This window comes from Streptomyces sp. NPDC017448 (assembly GCF_044330565.1).
Lineage (GTDB): Bacteria > Actinomycetota > Actinomycetes > Streptomycetales > Streptomycetaceae > Streptomyces.
The window spans coordinates 195,999-210,577 of record NZ_JBIRLM010000009.1 but is presented as its reverse complement, the minus strand read 5'-3'; the positions used below and the strand labels follow the sequence as shown (position 1 = coordinate 210,577).

At 71.9% G+C, this 14,579-nt stretch carries 12 protein-coding genes; 10 read left to right on the top strand and 2 right to left on the bottom strand.

Translation table 11 applies throughout. The features are described from left to right. The first annotated feature begins 11 nt into the window (after positions 1-11). The 3 genes from ACH4K1_RS17695 (at position 12) to ACH4K1_RS17685 (ending at position 4,962) form a co-directional block, all read left to right on the top strand. A complete protein-coding gene (locus ACH4K1_RS17695) occupies positions 12-2,399 on the top strand; it encodes a HelD family protein (protein WP_398090209.1) in 2,388 nt (795 codons plus the stop codon). A 468-nt stretch (positions 2,400-2,867) separates the two neighbouring features. Then, a complete protein-coding gene (locus ACH4K1_RS17690) occupies positions 2,868-4,304 on the top strand; it encodes an NAD-dependent malic enzyme (protein ID WP_398090208.1) in 1,437 nt (478 codons plus the stop codon). Between the two features lie 376 nt (positions 4,305-4,680). Next, entirely contained in the window at positions 4,681-4,962 is a 282-nt protein-coding gene (locus ACH4K1_RS17685; RefSeq protein ID WP_017237029.1) for an HU family DNA-binding protein, read from the top strand. A 222-nt stretch (positions 4,963-5,184) separates the two neighbouring features. Here the strand turns inward: ACH4K1_RS17685 and ACH4K1_RS17680 are convergent, their stop codons facing one another. Continuing rightward, on the bottom strand, positions 5,185-5,649 hold the full coding sequence (locus tag ACH4K1_RS17680) for a DUF2000 family protein (protein ID WP_398090207.1): 465 nt from the start codon (positions 5,647-5,649) through the stop codon (positions 5,185-5,187). 49 nt (positions 5,650-5,698) lie between these two features. Here ACH4K1_RS17680 and ACH4K1_RS17675 point away from each other — a divergent pair, with 49 nt between their 5' ends. Further along, positions 5,699-6,520: an AraC family transcriptional regulator gene (locus tag ACH4K1_RS17675; RefSeq protein ID WP_398090206.1), complete on the top strand. Its 822-nt coding sequence runs from the start codon at positions 5,699-5,701 to the stop codon at positions 6,518-6,520. Between the two features lie 123 nt (positions 6,521-6,643). Here the strand turns inward: ACH4K1_RS17675 and murA are convergent, their stop codons facing one another. Continuing rightward, positions 6,644-7,984 (bottom strand): UDP-N-acetylglucosamine 1-carboxyvinyltransferase, encoded by a 1,341-nt coding sequence (gene murA, locus ACH4K1_RS17670; protein ID WP_228991643.1) that lies wholly within the window; start codon positions 7,982-7,984, stop codon positions 6,644-6,646. Between the two features lie 286 nt (positions 7,985-8,270). Between murA and ACH4K1_RS17665 the strand changes: the two genes are divergently transcribed. From ACH4K1_RS17665 to ACH4K1_RS17640, 6 genes are all read left to right on the top strand, one after another. Next, positions 8,271-8,831: a YqgE/AlgH family protein gene (locus ACH4K1_RS17665; protein WP_398090205.1), complete on the top strand. Its 561-nt coding sequence runs from the start codon at positions 8,271-8,273 to the stop codon at positions 8,829-8,831. A 76-nt stretch (positions 8,832-8,907) separates the two neighbouring features. Further along, positions 8,908-9,201 carry a DUF3039 domain-containing protein gene (locus ACH4K1_RS17660; RefSeq protein WP_003968816.1) on the top strand — a complete coding sequence of 98 codons (294 nt, stop codon included), beginning with the start codon at positions 8,908-8,910 and terminating at the stop codon, positions 9,199-9,201. Between the two features lie 241 nt (positions 9,202-9,442). Beyond that, entirely contained in the window at positions 9,443-10,747 is a 1,305-nt protein-coding gene (locus ACH4K1_RS17655; protein WP_398090204.1) for an extracellular solute-binding protein, read from the top strand. Between the two features lie 2 nt (positions 10,748-10,749). Continuing rightward, a complete protein-coding gene (locus tag ACH4K1_RS17650; RefSeq protein WP_398090203.1) occupies positions 10,750-11,736 on the top strand; it encodes a carbohydrate ABC transporter permease in 987 nt (328 codons plus the stop codon). 20 nt (positions 11,737-11,756) lie between these two features. Beyond that, a complete protein-coding gene (locus ACH4K1_RS17645) occupies positions 11,757-12,644 on the top strand; it encodes a carbohydrate ABC transporter permease (protein WP_398090263.1) in 888 nt (295 codons plus the stop codon). Between the two features lie 4 nt (positions 12,645-12,648). Beyond that, positions 12,649-14,358, top strand: coding sequence for a beta-N-acetylhexosaminidase (locus ACH4K1_RS17640; RefSeq protein ID WP_398090202.1), 1,710 nt, complete (start codon positions 12,649-12,651; stop codon positions 14,356-14,358). Positions 14,359-14,579: the final 221 nt, after the last annotated feature.

The following is a 14,579-nucleotide window of genomic DNA, read 5'->3' as shown; positions in this document are numbered from 1 at the left end:
AAGGGGCCTCGGTGGCCGCGCAGGATGCCGCTGTCGAATCGCTGCGGGACCGGGAAATCGGTGTCGAACAGGAACATCTCGACCGTGTTTACCACCGTCTCGAAGAGAAGATCGACGAGGCGGAATTCCTCATGAAGGACGCCGTGCAACGCGGCCAGGTCGGTACCCCCGGCGCGCTCGCGGAGCGGGACGCCCAGGTGTTCCGGGCGGGAATCCACCTCAACCGGCTGAACAGCGAGTTCGAGGACTTCCTGTTCGGGCGGATCGACCTGCTGCTCGGCAAGGACGGGGAGCGCGGCCCGGACGGCGCGTACACCTCCGTCGAGCCGGCCGACGACGCCGTACGCGACGACGCCACCGCCGACATCGCCGAGACGCTCCACATCGGCCGGATCGGGGTCCTGGACTCCGACTACGCGCCGCTGGTGATCGACTGGAGGGCACCGGCCGCCGCCCCGTTCTACCGCTCCACCCCGAAGGACCCGGGCCGGGTCGTACGCCGCCGGGTCATCCGCTCCAAGGGGCGCCGGGTGCTCGGGGTCGAGGACGACCTGATGCGCCCGGAGCTGACGGCGTTCCTGGACGGCGGGAAGCTGCCCGTCATCGGGGACGGCGCGCTGATGGCGGCGCTCGGCCAGGCCCGCAGCCACACCATGCGGGACATCGTCTCCTCCATCCAGGCCGAACAGGACCTGGTCATCCGGGCCCCCGCCGCCTCCGTCACCGAGGTCACCGGCGGCCCCGGCACCGGAAAGACCGCGGTCGCCCTGCACCGGGCGGCCTACCTGCTCTACCAGGACCGGCGGCGGTACGCGGGCGGCATCCTGATCGTCTCCCCCACCCCGCTCCTGGTCGCGTACACCGAAGGGGTGCTGCCCTCGCTCGGCGAGGAGGGCCAGGTCGCGATCCGCGCGATCGGCTCGCTCTCCGACGACGCGGCGGGCCTCGAAGGCGCCACCGCCTACGACGAACCGGCCGTCGCCCGGGTCAAGGGCTCCTCCCGGATGCTCCCCGTGCTGCGCAAGGCGGCCCGTGGCGCGCTGGAGCAGGGTCGGCCCGCCGCGCCCCGCCGGGAGACGGGTCAGCTCTCCTTCGGCGAGGAGCCCGAGGAGGGCCCGGCCCCCGCGGCCGCGGCCCCGGACCGGCTGCGCGTGGTCGCCTTCGGGGCCCGGGTCGAGCTGGAGGCCGACGAGCTGCGGCGCATCCGCAACAACGTGCTGGGCGGCACCGCCCCGGTCAACCTGCTGCGCCCGCGCGCCCGCAAGCTGCTGCTGGACGCCCTGTGGAACAAGTCGTCCGGACGCGGTCGGTACACCGATCCCGAACTCGCCGCCGAGCTGCGGTCCTCGTTCGACGAGGACGTCTCCACCGAGACCCCGTTCCTGGAGTTCCTGGACGCCTGGTGGCCCGAGCTGACGCCGCGCCGGGTGCTGGCCGCGATGGCCGACGAGAGGCGGCTGGCCCGCTGGTCCCGGCGGGTCCTCAACCAGGGCGAGGTGCGCCGCCTGGCCCGGTCGCTGAAGCGGCTCGACGCGGCGGGCGAGGGGCCGCTCTCCGTCCACGACGTGGCGCTCCTGGACGAACTCCAGGCGCTGCTGGGCACCCCGGCCCGGCCCCGGCGCAAGCGCGAGGCCGACCCGCTGGACCAGCTCACCGGTCTGGAGGAGCTGATGCCGCAGCGCGAGGAGACCCAGTGGGAGCGGGCCGAGCGGCTGGCGGCGGAGCGCACCGAGTACGCCCACGTCATCGTCGACGAGGCGCAGGACCTCACGCCGATGCAGTGGCGCATGGTCGGCCGCCGGGGACGGCACGCCACCTGGACGGTCGTCGGCGACCCGGCCCAGTCCTCCTGGTCCGACCCCGACGAGGCGGCCGCCGCCCGGGACGAGGCGCTGGGCTCCCGGCCGCGCCGCCGTTTCACGCTGACCGTCAACTACCGCAACCCGGCGGAGATCGCGGAGCTGGCCGCGAAGGTGCTGGCGCTGGCCATGCCCGGCATGGAGTCCCCGGCGGCGGTGCGCTCGACCGGGGTGGTGCCGCGCTTCGAGCCGGTACGCGACGGGGAGCTGGCCGCCACCGTCCGCGCGGAGGCGGCCCGGCTGCTGGCGGAGGTGGACGGCACGGTCGGCGTGGTCGTCGCGATGAACCGGCGGGCCCAGGCCCGCGCATGGCTCGCGGAGCTGGGGGACCGGGTGGTGGCGCTGGGCAGTCTGGAGGCGAAGGGCCTGGAGTACGACGCCACGGTGGTGGTCTCGCCCGCGGAGATCGCGGACGAGTCCCCGGCCGGCCTGCGGGTGCTGTACGTGGCGCTGACCCGGGCGACGCAGCAGCTCACGGTGGTCTCGGGGGAGCGGGACCTGCCGGACGGGAACGGGGTTCCGGACCTGCTGCGGGACTGACCGCGGGCCGTCGGACGCGGCCGCGCCCGGCGGCCGGCCGGGCGGCCCGGGCGGATTTCCTCCGTCAACCCGTCGCACGGGAATCACTTTTCCGGGGTCTTTGTTACCGTGGTACTGGCACCGGCTCGATCCAAGCCCCCGGGCCCAACCTTCGTCGCTTCGAGCGACCACTTGCCGCGAGGCGAGCATGGCGGGCCGGTGCCACCCCAACGTAGAAGAACCGAAGAGGACAGGCCCGCGTCACCCCCAGGTGACGCGGGCCTGTCCTCTTTCAGGTCCCGTCCGCCGCCTTCTCCGGCCCTCGGGGGTTCCGCTGAACGGGTGACTTCTCGTATGGTGGAAACTACTTTCCGAAAGGCGGCAGTCATTACCGGCTACCCGCCGGTAGGTGCGACGATCGGGAAGCGCATCCGGAGCGTGGGTTCCGTATGTGCGGCAATGAAGCTCGGAAAAGCGAAGGACTCGGCCATGGCAACGGCGCCCAGCGTCTCGTACTCGATGACGGTCAGGCTGGAGGTGCCCGCGAGCGGCACCGCGGTCTCCCAGCTCACCACGGCCGTGGAGTCGTCCGGGGGCTCGGTCACCGGCCTCGACGTGACCGCGTCCGGCCACGAGAAGCTGCGGATCGACGTCACCATCGCCGCCTCCTCCACCTCGCACGCGGACGAGATCGTCGAGGGCCTGCGCGACATCGACGGCGTGGTGCTGGGCAAGGTCTCCGACCGTACGTTCCTCATGCACCTCGGCGGCAAGATCGAGATGGCGTCCAAGCACCCCATCCGCAACCGCGACGACCTCTCGATGATCTACACCCCCGGCGTGGCCCGGGTCTGCATGGCCATCGCGGAGAACCCCGAGGACGCGCGCCGCCTCACCATCAAGCGCAACTCCGTCGCAGTCGTGACGGACGGTTCCGCCGTGCTCGGCCTCGGCAACATCGGCCCGAAGGCCGCGCTGCCCGTGATGGAGGGCAAGGCGGCCCTCTTCAAGCGCTTCGCCGGCATCGACGCCTGGCCGATCTGCCTGGACACCCAGGACACCGATGCCATCGTGGAGATCGTCAAAGCGATCGCCCCCGGCTTCGCCGGCATCAACCTGGAGGACATCTCCGCGCCGCGCTGCTTCGAGATCGAGGCGCGGCTGCGCGAGGCCCTCGACATCCCCGTCTTCCACGACGACCAGCACGGCACCGCGATCGTCGTGCTGGCCGCCCTGACCAACGCCCTGCGCGTGGTGGGCAAGGACATCGGGGACGTGCGGGTCGTCATGTCCGGCGCGGGGGCGGCCGGCACGGCCATCCTGAAGCTGCTGCTCGCCGCGGGCGTCAAGCACGCCGTGGTCGCCGACATCCACGGCGTCGTGCACGCCGGGCGCGAGGACCTGGTCGCCGCCGACCCCGACTCGCCGCTGCGCTGGATCGCCGACAACACCAACCCGGAGGGCGTCACCGGCACCCTCAAGCAGGCCGTGGCCGGCGCCGACGTCTTCATCGGCGTCTCCGCCCCGAACGTCCTGAACGGCGACGACGTGGCCGCGATGGCGGACGGCGCGATCGTGTTCGCGCTCGCGAACCCCGACCCCGAGATCGACCCCGCGGTCGCCCGCCGGACGGCGGCGGTCGTGGCCACCGGCCGCTCCGACTTCCCCAACCAGATCAACAACGTGCTGGTCTTCCCGGGTGTCTTCCGCGGCCTGCTGGACGCCCAGTCCCGCACCGTCAACACGGAGATGATGCTCGCCGCGGCCGGCGCCCTCGCCGACGTGGTCGCCGAGGACGAGATCAACGCGAACTACATCATCCCCTCGGTCTTCAACGACAAGGTCGCGGGCGCCGTCGCCGACGCCGTCCGGGCCGCCGCGAAGGCCGCCGGAGCCTCCGCGACCACCCCCTCCACGATGGTCTGATCTCCCTGTTTCGGCCCCCTTTCGGGGGGTACGCGCGAAGTACCCCGGCCCGCACCCGCCCGCGCCGCACGGCGCGTCGCGGGTCGCGGCGCCCCAAACGCCCCTTTAGGGTGGGCGGGCAGCGGGCCCTGCGGGGCCCGGCATCCGCTGCGGACCGCTCGGCCAAGTCGACGGAGCGTCACCACGAGCAGACCGTGGCGCTTTTCATCGACCTCGAAGGGTTCCGGATTGGCTTTCCCGCCGCTGGTGGGGGCAGGATGCGTAATCGGGCGAGAGGGTCTGACATCAGACCCGGGTCCGGGGACTGTCAGAGGGCCCTGGCAGCATCGGCTTCGATCTCACGCCTCACAGGCAAGAAGAACACGGGAGTAACAACATGAACCGCAGTGAGCTGGTGGCCGCCCTGGCCGACCGTGCCGAGGTGACGCGCAAGGACGCCGACGCCGTGCTGGCCGCGCTCGCCGAGACCGTCGGTGAGGTCGTCGCCAAGGGTGACGAGAAGGTCACCATCCCCGGCTTCCTGACCTTCGAGCGCACCCACCGTGCCGCTCGCACCGCTCGGAACCCGCAGACCGGCGACCCGATCAACATCCCGGCCGGCTACAGCGTGAAGGTCTCCGCGGGCTCGAAGCTCAAGGAAGCCGCCAAGGGCAAGTAACCCCACGGCACGGCGAGGGCGGCCACTCCTGACCGGGAGTGGCCGCCCTTCCGCATGCCAGGGGCACATGCGGACCGGCCGCGGCCCGGCGGGCACGCCCCGGGCACATGCGCCTCGCATGTGCCCCCGGCGACGAGGGCTCCGCGCGGCCCGCCCGGGGCGTACGCGCTCCGCGGCAGCCTGCCGTCACGCCCCGTCACGCGCTCCGTACGCGCCCGGAGGCTACGGATGCATCCGCGCGCCCTTGATGACCTTGTCCACGGCGTTGCGCGGTCCGTACACGGCCAGGCCCACCAGGTCCAGCGCGTCCCGCCCCACCGCCCGCACGGCCGCCCGGTTGTCCCGGTCGTTCCCCGTGGCGAAGAGATCCGAGGTGAAGACCGAGGTCGCCAGCGACCGCGACAGCGCCTTGGCGTGCGCGCCGGTCAGCGTCTCCTTCGCCCCCTCGAAGACCAGGACGGGCTGGCGGAGCATCGGCAGGTACGCGGTCGCGTCGGCGTCCTCGTAGGGCTCCCCGACCACCTCCGGGACCACCGTGCCGAGACCGCTCACCAGGAAGGCGGTCACGTTCAGGCGCTGCCAGCTCTCCAGGTCGTCGCGGAGCAGCACCGCGATCTTCGTGTCGAAGCGGACGGGGGCGTGTTCGCCGCCGGGAACCCCGTCGGCCTGCGTCGTCGTGTTTCTCATGGTTCGAGACTGGCCGCTGCCCCCGGCCCCGGTCTTGTACGTTGTGAGCATGGTGGCGCGGCAGGAGGTCTCGGCCTGGCGCCCGGCCGTCGCCGGCATCGTGGAGGTCTTCCACGCCCGCTTCACCGAGCACGCCTACCCGATGCACGTCCACGACGCCTGGACGCTCCTGATCGTCGACGACGGGGCCGTCCGCTACGACCTGGACCGCCACGAGCGCGCCACGCCGGGCGGCACGGTGAGCCTGCTGCCGCCGGGTGTCCCGCACAACGGGTCGCCCGCCACCGCCGACGGCTTCCGCAAACGGGTCCTCTACCTCGACATGACGCTCCTCGACGCGGGCCTCGTCGGCCCCGCCGTCGACACCCCGGACCTCGCCGACCCGCTGCTTCGCACCCGCGTCGGCCGGCTGCACCAGGCCCTGGCGGACCCGGGAGACGCGTTCGAGGCGGAGAGCCGGCTGGCGTTCGTCGGCGAGCGGCTGCGGGGCCACCTGCGCCCCGGCCGGGCCCCCTCCGGCCCGCCGCCCGGCCGGGGCGTCGCCCGGGACCTGCGCGACCTGCTCGACGCGCGGCTGCGCGAGGGCGTCACCCTCGCCGAGGCCGCCCGCCTGGTCCACGCCCACCCCGTCCACCTCGTACGGGCGTTCAGCGCGGCCTACGCCATCGCGCCGCACCAGTACCTGACGTCCCGCCGGGTCGACCGGGCGCGCCGGCTGCTGCTCGACGGGGTGCCGCCCGGCCGGGCGGCCGTCGCCGTCGGCTTCCACGACCAGTCCCACCTCACCCGGCACTTCAAACGGATCGTGGGCACCACCCCCGGGCGCTACGCCCGCCAGGCCCGCCCGTACGGCCCCCCAGGGCCCCTCTGACGCCGGACAGCCCGCCGCCCCGGCTCCGAGACCGGAACCGGGGCGGCGGGCTGCTCACGGGGACCGCGCGGTGCGCAGTGCTGTGTGCGGCAGCACTGTGCGCCCTACGGGCGCGTGGGAGGGTCAGACGAGCGAACCGCCCGGCAGCTCGACCTTCGCCCCGAGCTTCTCCAGCTTCTCCATGAAGTTCTCGTAGCCGCGGTTGATCAGGTCGATGCCGTGCACCCGGGAGGTGCCCTGCGCCGCCAGCGCCGCGATCAGGTACGAGAAGCCGCCCCGCAGGTCGGGGATGACCAGGTCGGCGCCCTGGAGCCTGGTCGGGCCCGAGACGACCGCCGAGTGCAGGAAGTTGCGCTGGCCGAAGCGGCAGTCCGAGCCGCCCAGGCACTCGCGGTAGAGCTGGATGTGCGCGCCCATCTGGTTGAGCGCGGAGGTGAAGCCGAGGCGCGACTCGTACACCGTCTCGTGGACGATGGACAGCCCCGCCGCCTGCGTGAGGGCCACCACCAGCGGCTGCTGCCAGTCGGTCTGGAAGCCGGGGTGCACGTCCGTCTCCAGGGCGATGGCGTTGAGCGCGCCGCCCGGGTGCCAGAAGCGGATGCCCTCGTCGTCGATCTCGAAGGCCCCGCCGACCCTGCGGTAGGTGTTCAGGAAGGTCATCATCGAGCGCTGCTGGGCGCCGCGCACGTAGATGTTGCCCTCGGTCGCCAGGGCGGCCGACGCCCAGGAGGCGGCCTCCAGGCGGTCCGGGATCGCCCGGTGGGTGTATCCGTCGAGCCGGTCGACACCGGTGATCCGGATGGTCCGGTCGGTGTCCATGGAGATGATCGCGCCCATCTTCTGCAGAACGCAGATGAGGTCCTCGATCTCCGGTTCGACGGCGGCGTTGGACAGCTCGGTGACGCCCTCGGCGAGGACGGCGGTGAGCAGCACCTGCTCGGTGGAGCCCACCGAGGGGTACGGCAGGCGGATCTTGGTGCCGCGCAGCCGCTGCGGGGCCTCCAGGTACTGGCCGTCCGCCCGCTTCTCGATGGTCGCGCCGAACTGGCGCAGCACCTCGAAGTGGAAGTCGATCGGCCGACCGCCGATGTCGCAGCCGCCGAGGCCGGGGATGAAGGCGTGGCCGAGGCGGTGCAGCAGCGGGCCGCAGAACAGGATCGGGATGCGCGACGACCCCGCGTGGGCGTCGATGTCGGCGACGTTGGCCGATTCGACGTGCGAGGGGTCGAGGATCAGTTCGCCGGGCTCGTCGCCCGGGCGGACGGTGACGCCGTGCAGCTGGAGGAGCCCCCGGACCACCCGTACGTCACGGATGTCGGGAACGTTGCGGAGGCGGCTGGGCCCGCTGCCGAGCAGCGCGGCGACCATGGCCTTCGGCACCAGGTTCTTGGCGCCTCGGACGCGGATCTCGCCCTCCAGCGGGGTGCCGCCGTGGACAAGCAGGACATCGTCTGTGCCGGTCATGTATCTCGCGTTCCGGAGTGGTCGGGCAGGGGGCCAACGAAAAGGGTAATGGCCTCCTACCCCCGTTCCGTAAGGCGAAGGGGGGTGTCCGGCCATCGCCTACGCACCGCGACACCCTCCGCGTACCCGATCTTGCGGAGGGTCACCGTCCGGATGGGCGACGGGGGCCGGGGGCCCGCTGCGCTCCCCGTGCCCCCGTGCGCCCTGAGCTGCGCTCGCTCTCGTGAGGGCGGTATCACGGTCGCTCGGCCCCCGCGGCGGCCGAAGATGCGGGATCATTCGAGCCATGACCGAGGTGTCCTCGCTCACAGGGCGGCTGCTCGTGGCCGCACCCGCCCTCACGGACCCGAATTTCGACCGCGCGGTGGTGCTGCTCCTCGACCACGACGAGGAGGGCTCCCTCGGCGTGGTCCTCAACCGCCCGACCCCGGTGGGCGTCGGCGACGTCCTGGCGCCGTGGGCCGCCCTGACCGGTGAGCCCGACGTCGTCTTCCAGGGCGGGCCCGTCTCGCTCGACTCGGCGCTCGGCGTGGCGGTGATCCCCGGTGAGGAGGGGCCGCTCGGGTGGCGGCGGGTGCACGGGGCGATCGGCCTGGTGGACCTGGAGACCCCGCCGGAGCTGCTGGGCCCCGCCATCGGCTCGCTGCGGATCTTCGCCGGGTACGCGGGCTGGGGACCGGGCCAGCTGGAGGGCGAGCTGGCCGAGGGCGCGTGGTACGTGGTCGAGTCGGAGCCCGGCGACGTCTCCGCCCCGCACCCCGAGCGGCTCTGGCGGGCGGTGCTCCGCCGCCAGCGCAGCGAACTCGCGATGATCGCCACGTATGCGGACGATCCGTCGCTCAACTGACCGGACGGCCCTCCGTTCGACCGGGGGTGGCCCTTCCCTCCGCCGAAGGCCGTCTCTTTCAGTACCCTTGGCGGTTATGAGCACTCTTGAGCCCGATCGCGGGGCAGGTACGGGGACCCTCGTCGAGCCGACGCCGCAGGTGTCGAGGGGCGACGGCGACCACGAGCGCTACGCCCACTACGTCCAGAAGGACAAGATCATGGCGAGCGCCCTGGAGGGCACTCCCGTGGTCGCGCTGTGCGGCAAGGTCTGGGTACCGGGACGCGACCCCAAGAAGTACCCGGTCTGCCCCATGTGCAAGGAGATCTACGAGTCCATGGGCGCCGGCGGCGACAAGGACAAGGGCAAGGGCGGCAAGGACAAGAAGTAGGACCGGCCCCTCCCTCTGCCCCGAGGCCCCCGGGGCGCACGACACCGTGCGCCCCGGGGGCCTTTCGTGCGCCCGCTCACGGACGGTGACCGTCCCGTGGCGTTGCACGGGCTGCATTCGCTGGTCACAGAGTGGTCGAGACCACTTGTCGTCACCGGAACGCGGATCTACTCTCCTGCCAGTTGTGCAGAACGAAACGCACGTTGCACATGATGCAACACATGACCGGTAGGGGTTCCGGATGAAGCTTTCTGCCCGAATTGCCGCCCCGGCTGCGGCGCTTGTGCTGGCCGGCCTCACCGCCACCGCCTGCGCGCCGCAGACCTCCGACACGAGTGCGAAGGGTGACGACAAGAGCGGCACCCTCCGTGTCTGGCTCTTCCAGGAGGTCGGCAACAAGCCCAAGGAGAAGGTCGTCGAGGCGGCCGTCGCCGACTTCGAGAAGGCCCACGAGGGCGCGGAGGTCGAGGTCGAGTACATCCCCGTCGACACCCGCGCCCAGCGCATCAAGGCCGCCTTCAACGACCCCGAGAGCGCCCCCGACCTCGTCGAGTACGGCAACAGCGACACCGCCGGATACGTCAAGGACGGCGGACTCGCGGACATCACCGAGGAGTTCGGCGCCTGGGACGAGGCCAAGGACACCGACCCGATCGCCAAGCAGTCCGTCACCGTGGGGGACAAGGTCTACGGCGCACCCTTCTTCGTCGGCGTCCGGGCCCTCTACTACCGCACCGACGTCTTCGAGGACCTCGGCATCGACGCCCCCAAGTCCCAGGCCGAGCTGATCTCCACCGCCAAGAAGATCCGCAAGGCCAAGCCCGACCTCTACGGCCTCGCGGTGGGCGGCGCGTACACCTACGGCGCGATGCCCTTCATCTGGGCCAACGGCGGCGAACTCGCGGGCGAGACCGGCGGCACGTACAAGTCCGGCATCAACAGCGAGAAGTCCCGCAAGGGCATCGAGGCGTACACCTCCCTCTTCGGCGACGACAACTGCCCGGCCGCCAAGTGCGCCTCCATGGGCGGCAACGCCACCGTGACCGCCTTCGCCTCCGGCAAGGCCGCCATGGCCATCGGCGGCGACTTCAGCCACGCGGCCGTCGAGGCCGGCGCGGTCAAGGGCAAGTACGCCGTCGTCCCGCTGCCCGGCGTCGCCGAGGGCTCCATCGCCCCGGCCTTCGCGGGCGGCAACAACCTCGGCGTCCTCAAGAGCAGTTCCCACCGCACCCTCGCCGTGGAGCTGATGAAGTCGCTGTCCGGCAAGAAGACCCAGGCCGCGATGTTCGACGCGATGGGCTTCCTGCCCACCTACACCGACGTCCTGGACAACGCCGCGAAGAAGGAGCCGTTCGTCGCCCCGTTCGTCCGGACCCTGGACGCGGGCGCCAAGTTCGTCCCCGCCTCCCCGGCCTGGGGCCAGATCGACGCCTCCCTGATCCTGCCGACGATGTTCCAGGAGATCGTCTCCGGCCGTAAGGACGTGGCGACCGCCTCGGACGACGCGGCGAAGAAGATGGACGCGGCCTTCACCGAAGCCGGCTGACGATGACCACGCACACCTCTCCGCTCAAGGCCCCGCCCGCGGGCGGGGCCGGGGCGGCCGGCAACCCCCCGGCCGCCCGCCCGCCCCGGCGCGGCCGGACCGTCTCGCCCAAGGGCCACTCCGGCTGGACCCCCTGGCTCTACCTGCTGCCCGCCCTCGTCCTGCTCGCCGGGCTGCTGGTCTACCCGATCTACCAACTCGGCCTGATCTCGTTCCTGGAGTACACCCAGGCCCAGGTCAGCGGCGGCGAACCCACCACCTTCCAGGGCTTCGGCAACTACGCCGCGCTCTTCGAGGACAGCCAGTTCTGGCAGGTCCTCCTCGCCACCGTGGTCTTCGCGGCGGCCTGCGTGGTCTCCACCCTGTTCGTCGGCTGCGCGCTCGCCGTCCTGCTCACCCGCATCCGCGCCCTGCCCCGGCTCGCGCTGATGATGGCCGCGCTCGGCGCCTGGGCCACCCCCGCGATCACGGGCTCCACCGTCTGGGTCTTCCTCTTCGACCCCGACTTCGGACCGGTCAACAAGGTGCTGGGGCTCGGCGACTTCTCCTGGACGTACGGCCGCTACAGCGCCTTCGCGCTCGTGCTGCTCGAAGTCCTGTGGTGCTCGTTCCCGTTCGTGATGGTCACCGTGTACGCGGGCATCCGGGCCATCCCCACCGAGGTGCTGGAGGCCGCCTCCCTGGACGGCGCGTCCCAGTGGCGGATCTGGCGCACCATCATGGCGCCGATGCTCAAGCCCATCCTCATCGTCGTCACCATCCAGTCGATCATCTGGGACTTCAAGGTCTTCACCCAGATCTACGTCATGACCAACGGCGGCGGCATCGCCGGCCAGAACCTGGTGCTCAACGTGTACGCGTACCAGAAGGCGTTCGCGTCCTCGCAGTACAGCCTCGGATCGGCCATCGGCGTCGTGATGCTGGTGATCCTGCTGGCCGTCACGCTGGTCTATCTGCGCCTGGTGCGGCGCCAGGGGGAGGAACTGTGAGCGCGACGACCGACAGCGCCGTGCACGAGCGGACCGCACGCGGCGGCAGGCGGGGGAGCGGCGGCATCGCCGGGCTCCTGCGCGTCAAGCGCCCCGGCAGGCTGGCCGCCGAGGCCGCCGCCCTGCTGATCGCCGTCGCGGTCGCCTTCCCGCTGTACTGGATGGTGCTCTCCGCCTTCAAACCGGCCGGGGAGATCCAGTCCACCGACGCCCGCCCCTGGACGCTCGCCCCCTCGCTCGACTCGTTCCGCCGGGTCTTCGAACAGCAGGACTTCGGGCGCTACTTCCTCAACAGCCTGCTCGTGGCGGGCACGGTCGTCATCCTCTCCGCGCTGGTCGCCTTCCTGGCCGCCACCGCCGTGACCCGCTTCCGCTTCAAGTTCCGCACCACCCTGCTGATCATGTTCCTGGTCGCGCAGATGGTGCCGGTCGAGGCGCTGACCATCCCGCTCTTCTTCCTGATGCGGGACTTCGGCCAGCTCAACACCCTCGGTTCGCTGATCCTGCCGCACCTGGCCTTCTCGCTGCCGTTCGCCATCTGGATGCTGCGCGGCTTCGTCAAGGCCGTCCCCGAGGCGCTGGAGGAGGCCGCCTACATCGACGGGGCGAGCCGCACCCGCTTCCTCTGGCAGATCCTCTTCCCGCTGGTCTTCCCGGGGCTCGTGGCGACCAGCGTCTTCTCCTTCATCACCACCTGGAACGACTTCCTGTTCGCGAAGTCGTTCATCATCAGCGACACCTCCCAGTCGACGCTGCCGATGGCGCTGCTGGTCTTCTTCAAACCGGACGAGAACGACTGGGGAGGGATCATGGCAGGCTCGACGGTGATGACCATCCCCGTACTGGTCTTCTTCGTACTCGTACAGCGACGCCTCGTCTCCGGACTGGGCGGCGCGGTTAAGGACTGACGTCATGACACCCGAGAACCCCCTCGTCACGGGCGCCGTGGACACCGCGGCCCTCGGTCTGATCCCGGCCCCGCGCACCCTGACCGCGGCCGCCGCCGGACCGTACCCGCTCGACTGCACCACCCCGCTGACCGCCGCCCCGGGCACCGAGGGCGTCGCCCGCTGGCTGCGCACCACCCTCGGCCCGCCCACCGGACTGCCCTTCCCCGAGGGCGACGGCACCGGAACCCGGCGGGGCGACGGCTCGGGCGTCGGCTCCACCGGGCGGGGCGTCGTGCTGGAGCTCGACGCCTCGCTCGCCCCCGAGGGCTACCGCCTGGCCGTCGAGGCGAACGCCGTCCGCATCACCGGCGGCACCGCGGCCGGCGTCCTCCGGGGCGCGCAGACCCTCCGTCAGCTCCTCGGCCCCGACGCCTTCCGGCGCGCCCCCCTCGCCCCGGGCCGCACCTGGGAGGTCCCGCCCGTCGTCGTCGAGGACGAACCCCGCTTCGGCTGGCGCGGCATGATGCTCGACGTCTCCCGGCACTTCCTGCCCAAGGACGACGTCCTGCGCTACCTGGAGCTGCTGGCCGCCCACAAGCTGAACGTCCTCCACCTCCACCTCACCGACGACCAGGGCTGGCGCGTCGAGATCAAGCGCTACCCGCGCCTGACCGAGGTCGGTTCCTGGCGCGCCCGCACCAAGTACGGCCACCGGGCCTCCGACCTGTGGGACGAGTCCCCCCACGGCGGCTTCTACACCCAGGACGACATCCGCGAAATCGTCGCGTACGCCGCCGAACGGCACATCCGGGTCGTCCCCGAGATCGACATCCCGGGCCACTCGCAGGCCGCGATCAGCGCCTACCCCGAACTGGGCAACACCGACGTCGTCGACACCACCGCCCTCACCGTCTGGGACACCTGGGGCGTCAACCCGAACGTCCTCGCCCCCACCGACACCACCCTGCGCTTCTTCGAGGGCGTCCTGGAGGAGGTGCTCGAACTCTTCCCCGCCGAGACCTCGCCCTTCGTCCACATCGGCGGCGACGAGTGCCCCAAGGACCAGTGGAAGGAGTCCCCGGCCGTCCAGGCGAGGATCGCCGAACTGGGCGTGAAGGACGAGGACGGCCTCCAGTCCTGGTTCATCCGCCACTTCGACTCCTGGCTCACCGCCCGGGGCCGCCGCCTCATCGGCTGGGACGAGATCCTGGAGGGCGGCCTCGCCGACGGGGCCGCCGTCTCCTCCTGGCGCGGCTACGCCGGCGGCATCGCGGCCGCCGAGGCCGGGCACGACGTGGTCATGTGCCCGGAACAGCAGGTGTACCTGGACCACCGCCAGGACGGCGGCCCCGACGAGCCCATGCCCATCGGGTACGTACGGACCCTGGAGGACGTCTACCGCTTCGAGCCCGTCCCGCCGGGGCTGAGCGAGGAGGCGGCCCGTCACATCCTGGGCGCCCAGGCCAACGTGTGGACCGAGGTCATGCAGAACCGGGACCGCGTCGACTACCAGGTCTTCCCGCGCCTCGCCGCCTTCGCCGAGGTCGCCTGGTCCGCCCTCCCCGCCCCGGCCGACCGGGACTTCGCCGCGTTCGACGCCCGGATGACCGCCCACTACGCCCGGCTCGACGCCCTCGGCGTCGACTACCGCCGCCCGGGCGGCCCGCTGCCCCGGCAGCGGCGCCCCGGCGTGCTGGGCCGCCCGATCGACGGGGCCCCGCCGGTGGTCTGACCCCGCACCGGCCCGCCGGCCGCAGCCGCCCCCGCCCCCGGGGCCGCTGCGGCCGACGCGCGCCCGGGGCCGGCGTCTCCGCCGGCACGAGGGTGCGAACGGCACAAGTCGTACGGGCCTCGCTGAAGAGTGGCAATTCACCCGCACCGTCGAAGACCTGTCAAACCGGAACATCTCGCAGGTCAGGGACGGAGCCGCCCTTCGCGGACCCTCGCGTCGGC

Excerpts from the sequence above, each read along its gene's own strand:
- ACH4K1_RS17675 (WP_398090206.1), top strand. The coding sequence starts at position 5,699 with ATGGTGGCGCGGCAGGAGGTCTCGGCCTGGCGCCCGGCCGTCGCCGGC.
- ACH4K1_RS17655 (WP_398090204.1), top strand. The coding sequence starts at position 9,443 with ATGAAGCTTTCTGCCCGAATTGCCGCCCCGGCTGCGGCGCTTGTGCTG.
- murA (WP_228991643.1), bottom strand. The coding sequence starts at position 7,984 with ATGACCGGCACAGACGATGTCCTGCTTGTCCACGGCGGCACCCCGCTG.
- ACH4K1_RS17680 (WP_398090207.1), bottom strand. The coding sequence starts at position 5,649 with ATGAGAAACACGACGACGCAGGCCGACGGGGTTCCCGGCGGCGAACAC.
- ACH4K1_RS17640 (WP_398090202.1), top strand. The coding sequence starts at position 12,649 with ATGACACCCGAGAACCCCCTCGTCACGGGCGCCGTGGACACCGCGGCC.
- ACH4K1_RS17665 (WP_398090205.1), top strand. The coding sequence starts at position 8,271 with ATGACCGAGGTGTCCTCGCTCACAGGGCGGCTGCTCGTGGCCGCACCC.
- ACH4K1_RS17660 (WP_003968816.1), top strand. The coding sequence starts at position 8,908 with ATGAGCACTCTTGAGCCCGATCGCGGGGCAGGTACGGGGACCCTCGTC.
- ACH4K1_RS17685 (WP_017237029.1), top strand. The coding sequence starts at position 4,681 with ATGAACCGCAGTGAGCTGGTGGCCGCCCTGGCCGACCGTGCCGAGGTG.
- ACH4K1_RS17650 (WP_398090203.1), top strand. The coding sequence starts at position 10,750 with ATGACCACGCACACCTCTCCGCTCAAGGCCCCGCCCGCGGGCGGGGCC.
- ACH4K1_RS17690 (WP_398090208.1), top strand. The coding sequence starts at position 2,868 with ATGGCAACGGCGCCCAGCGTCTCGTACTCGATGACGGTCAGGCTGGAG.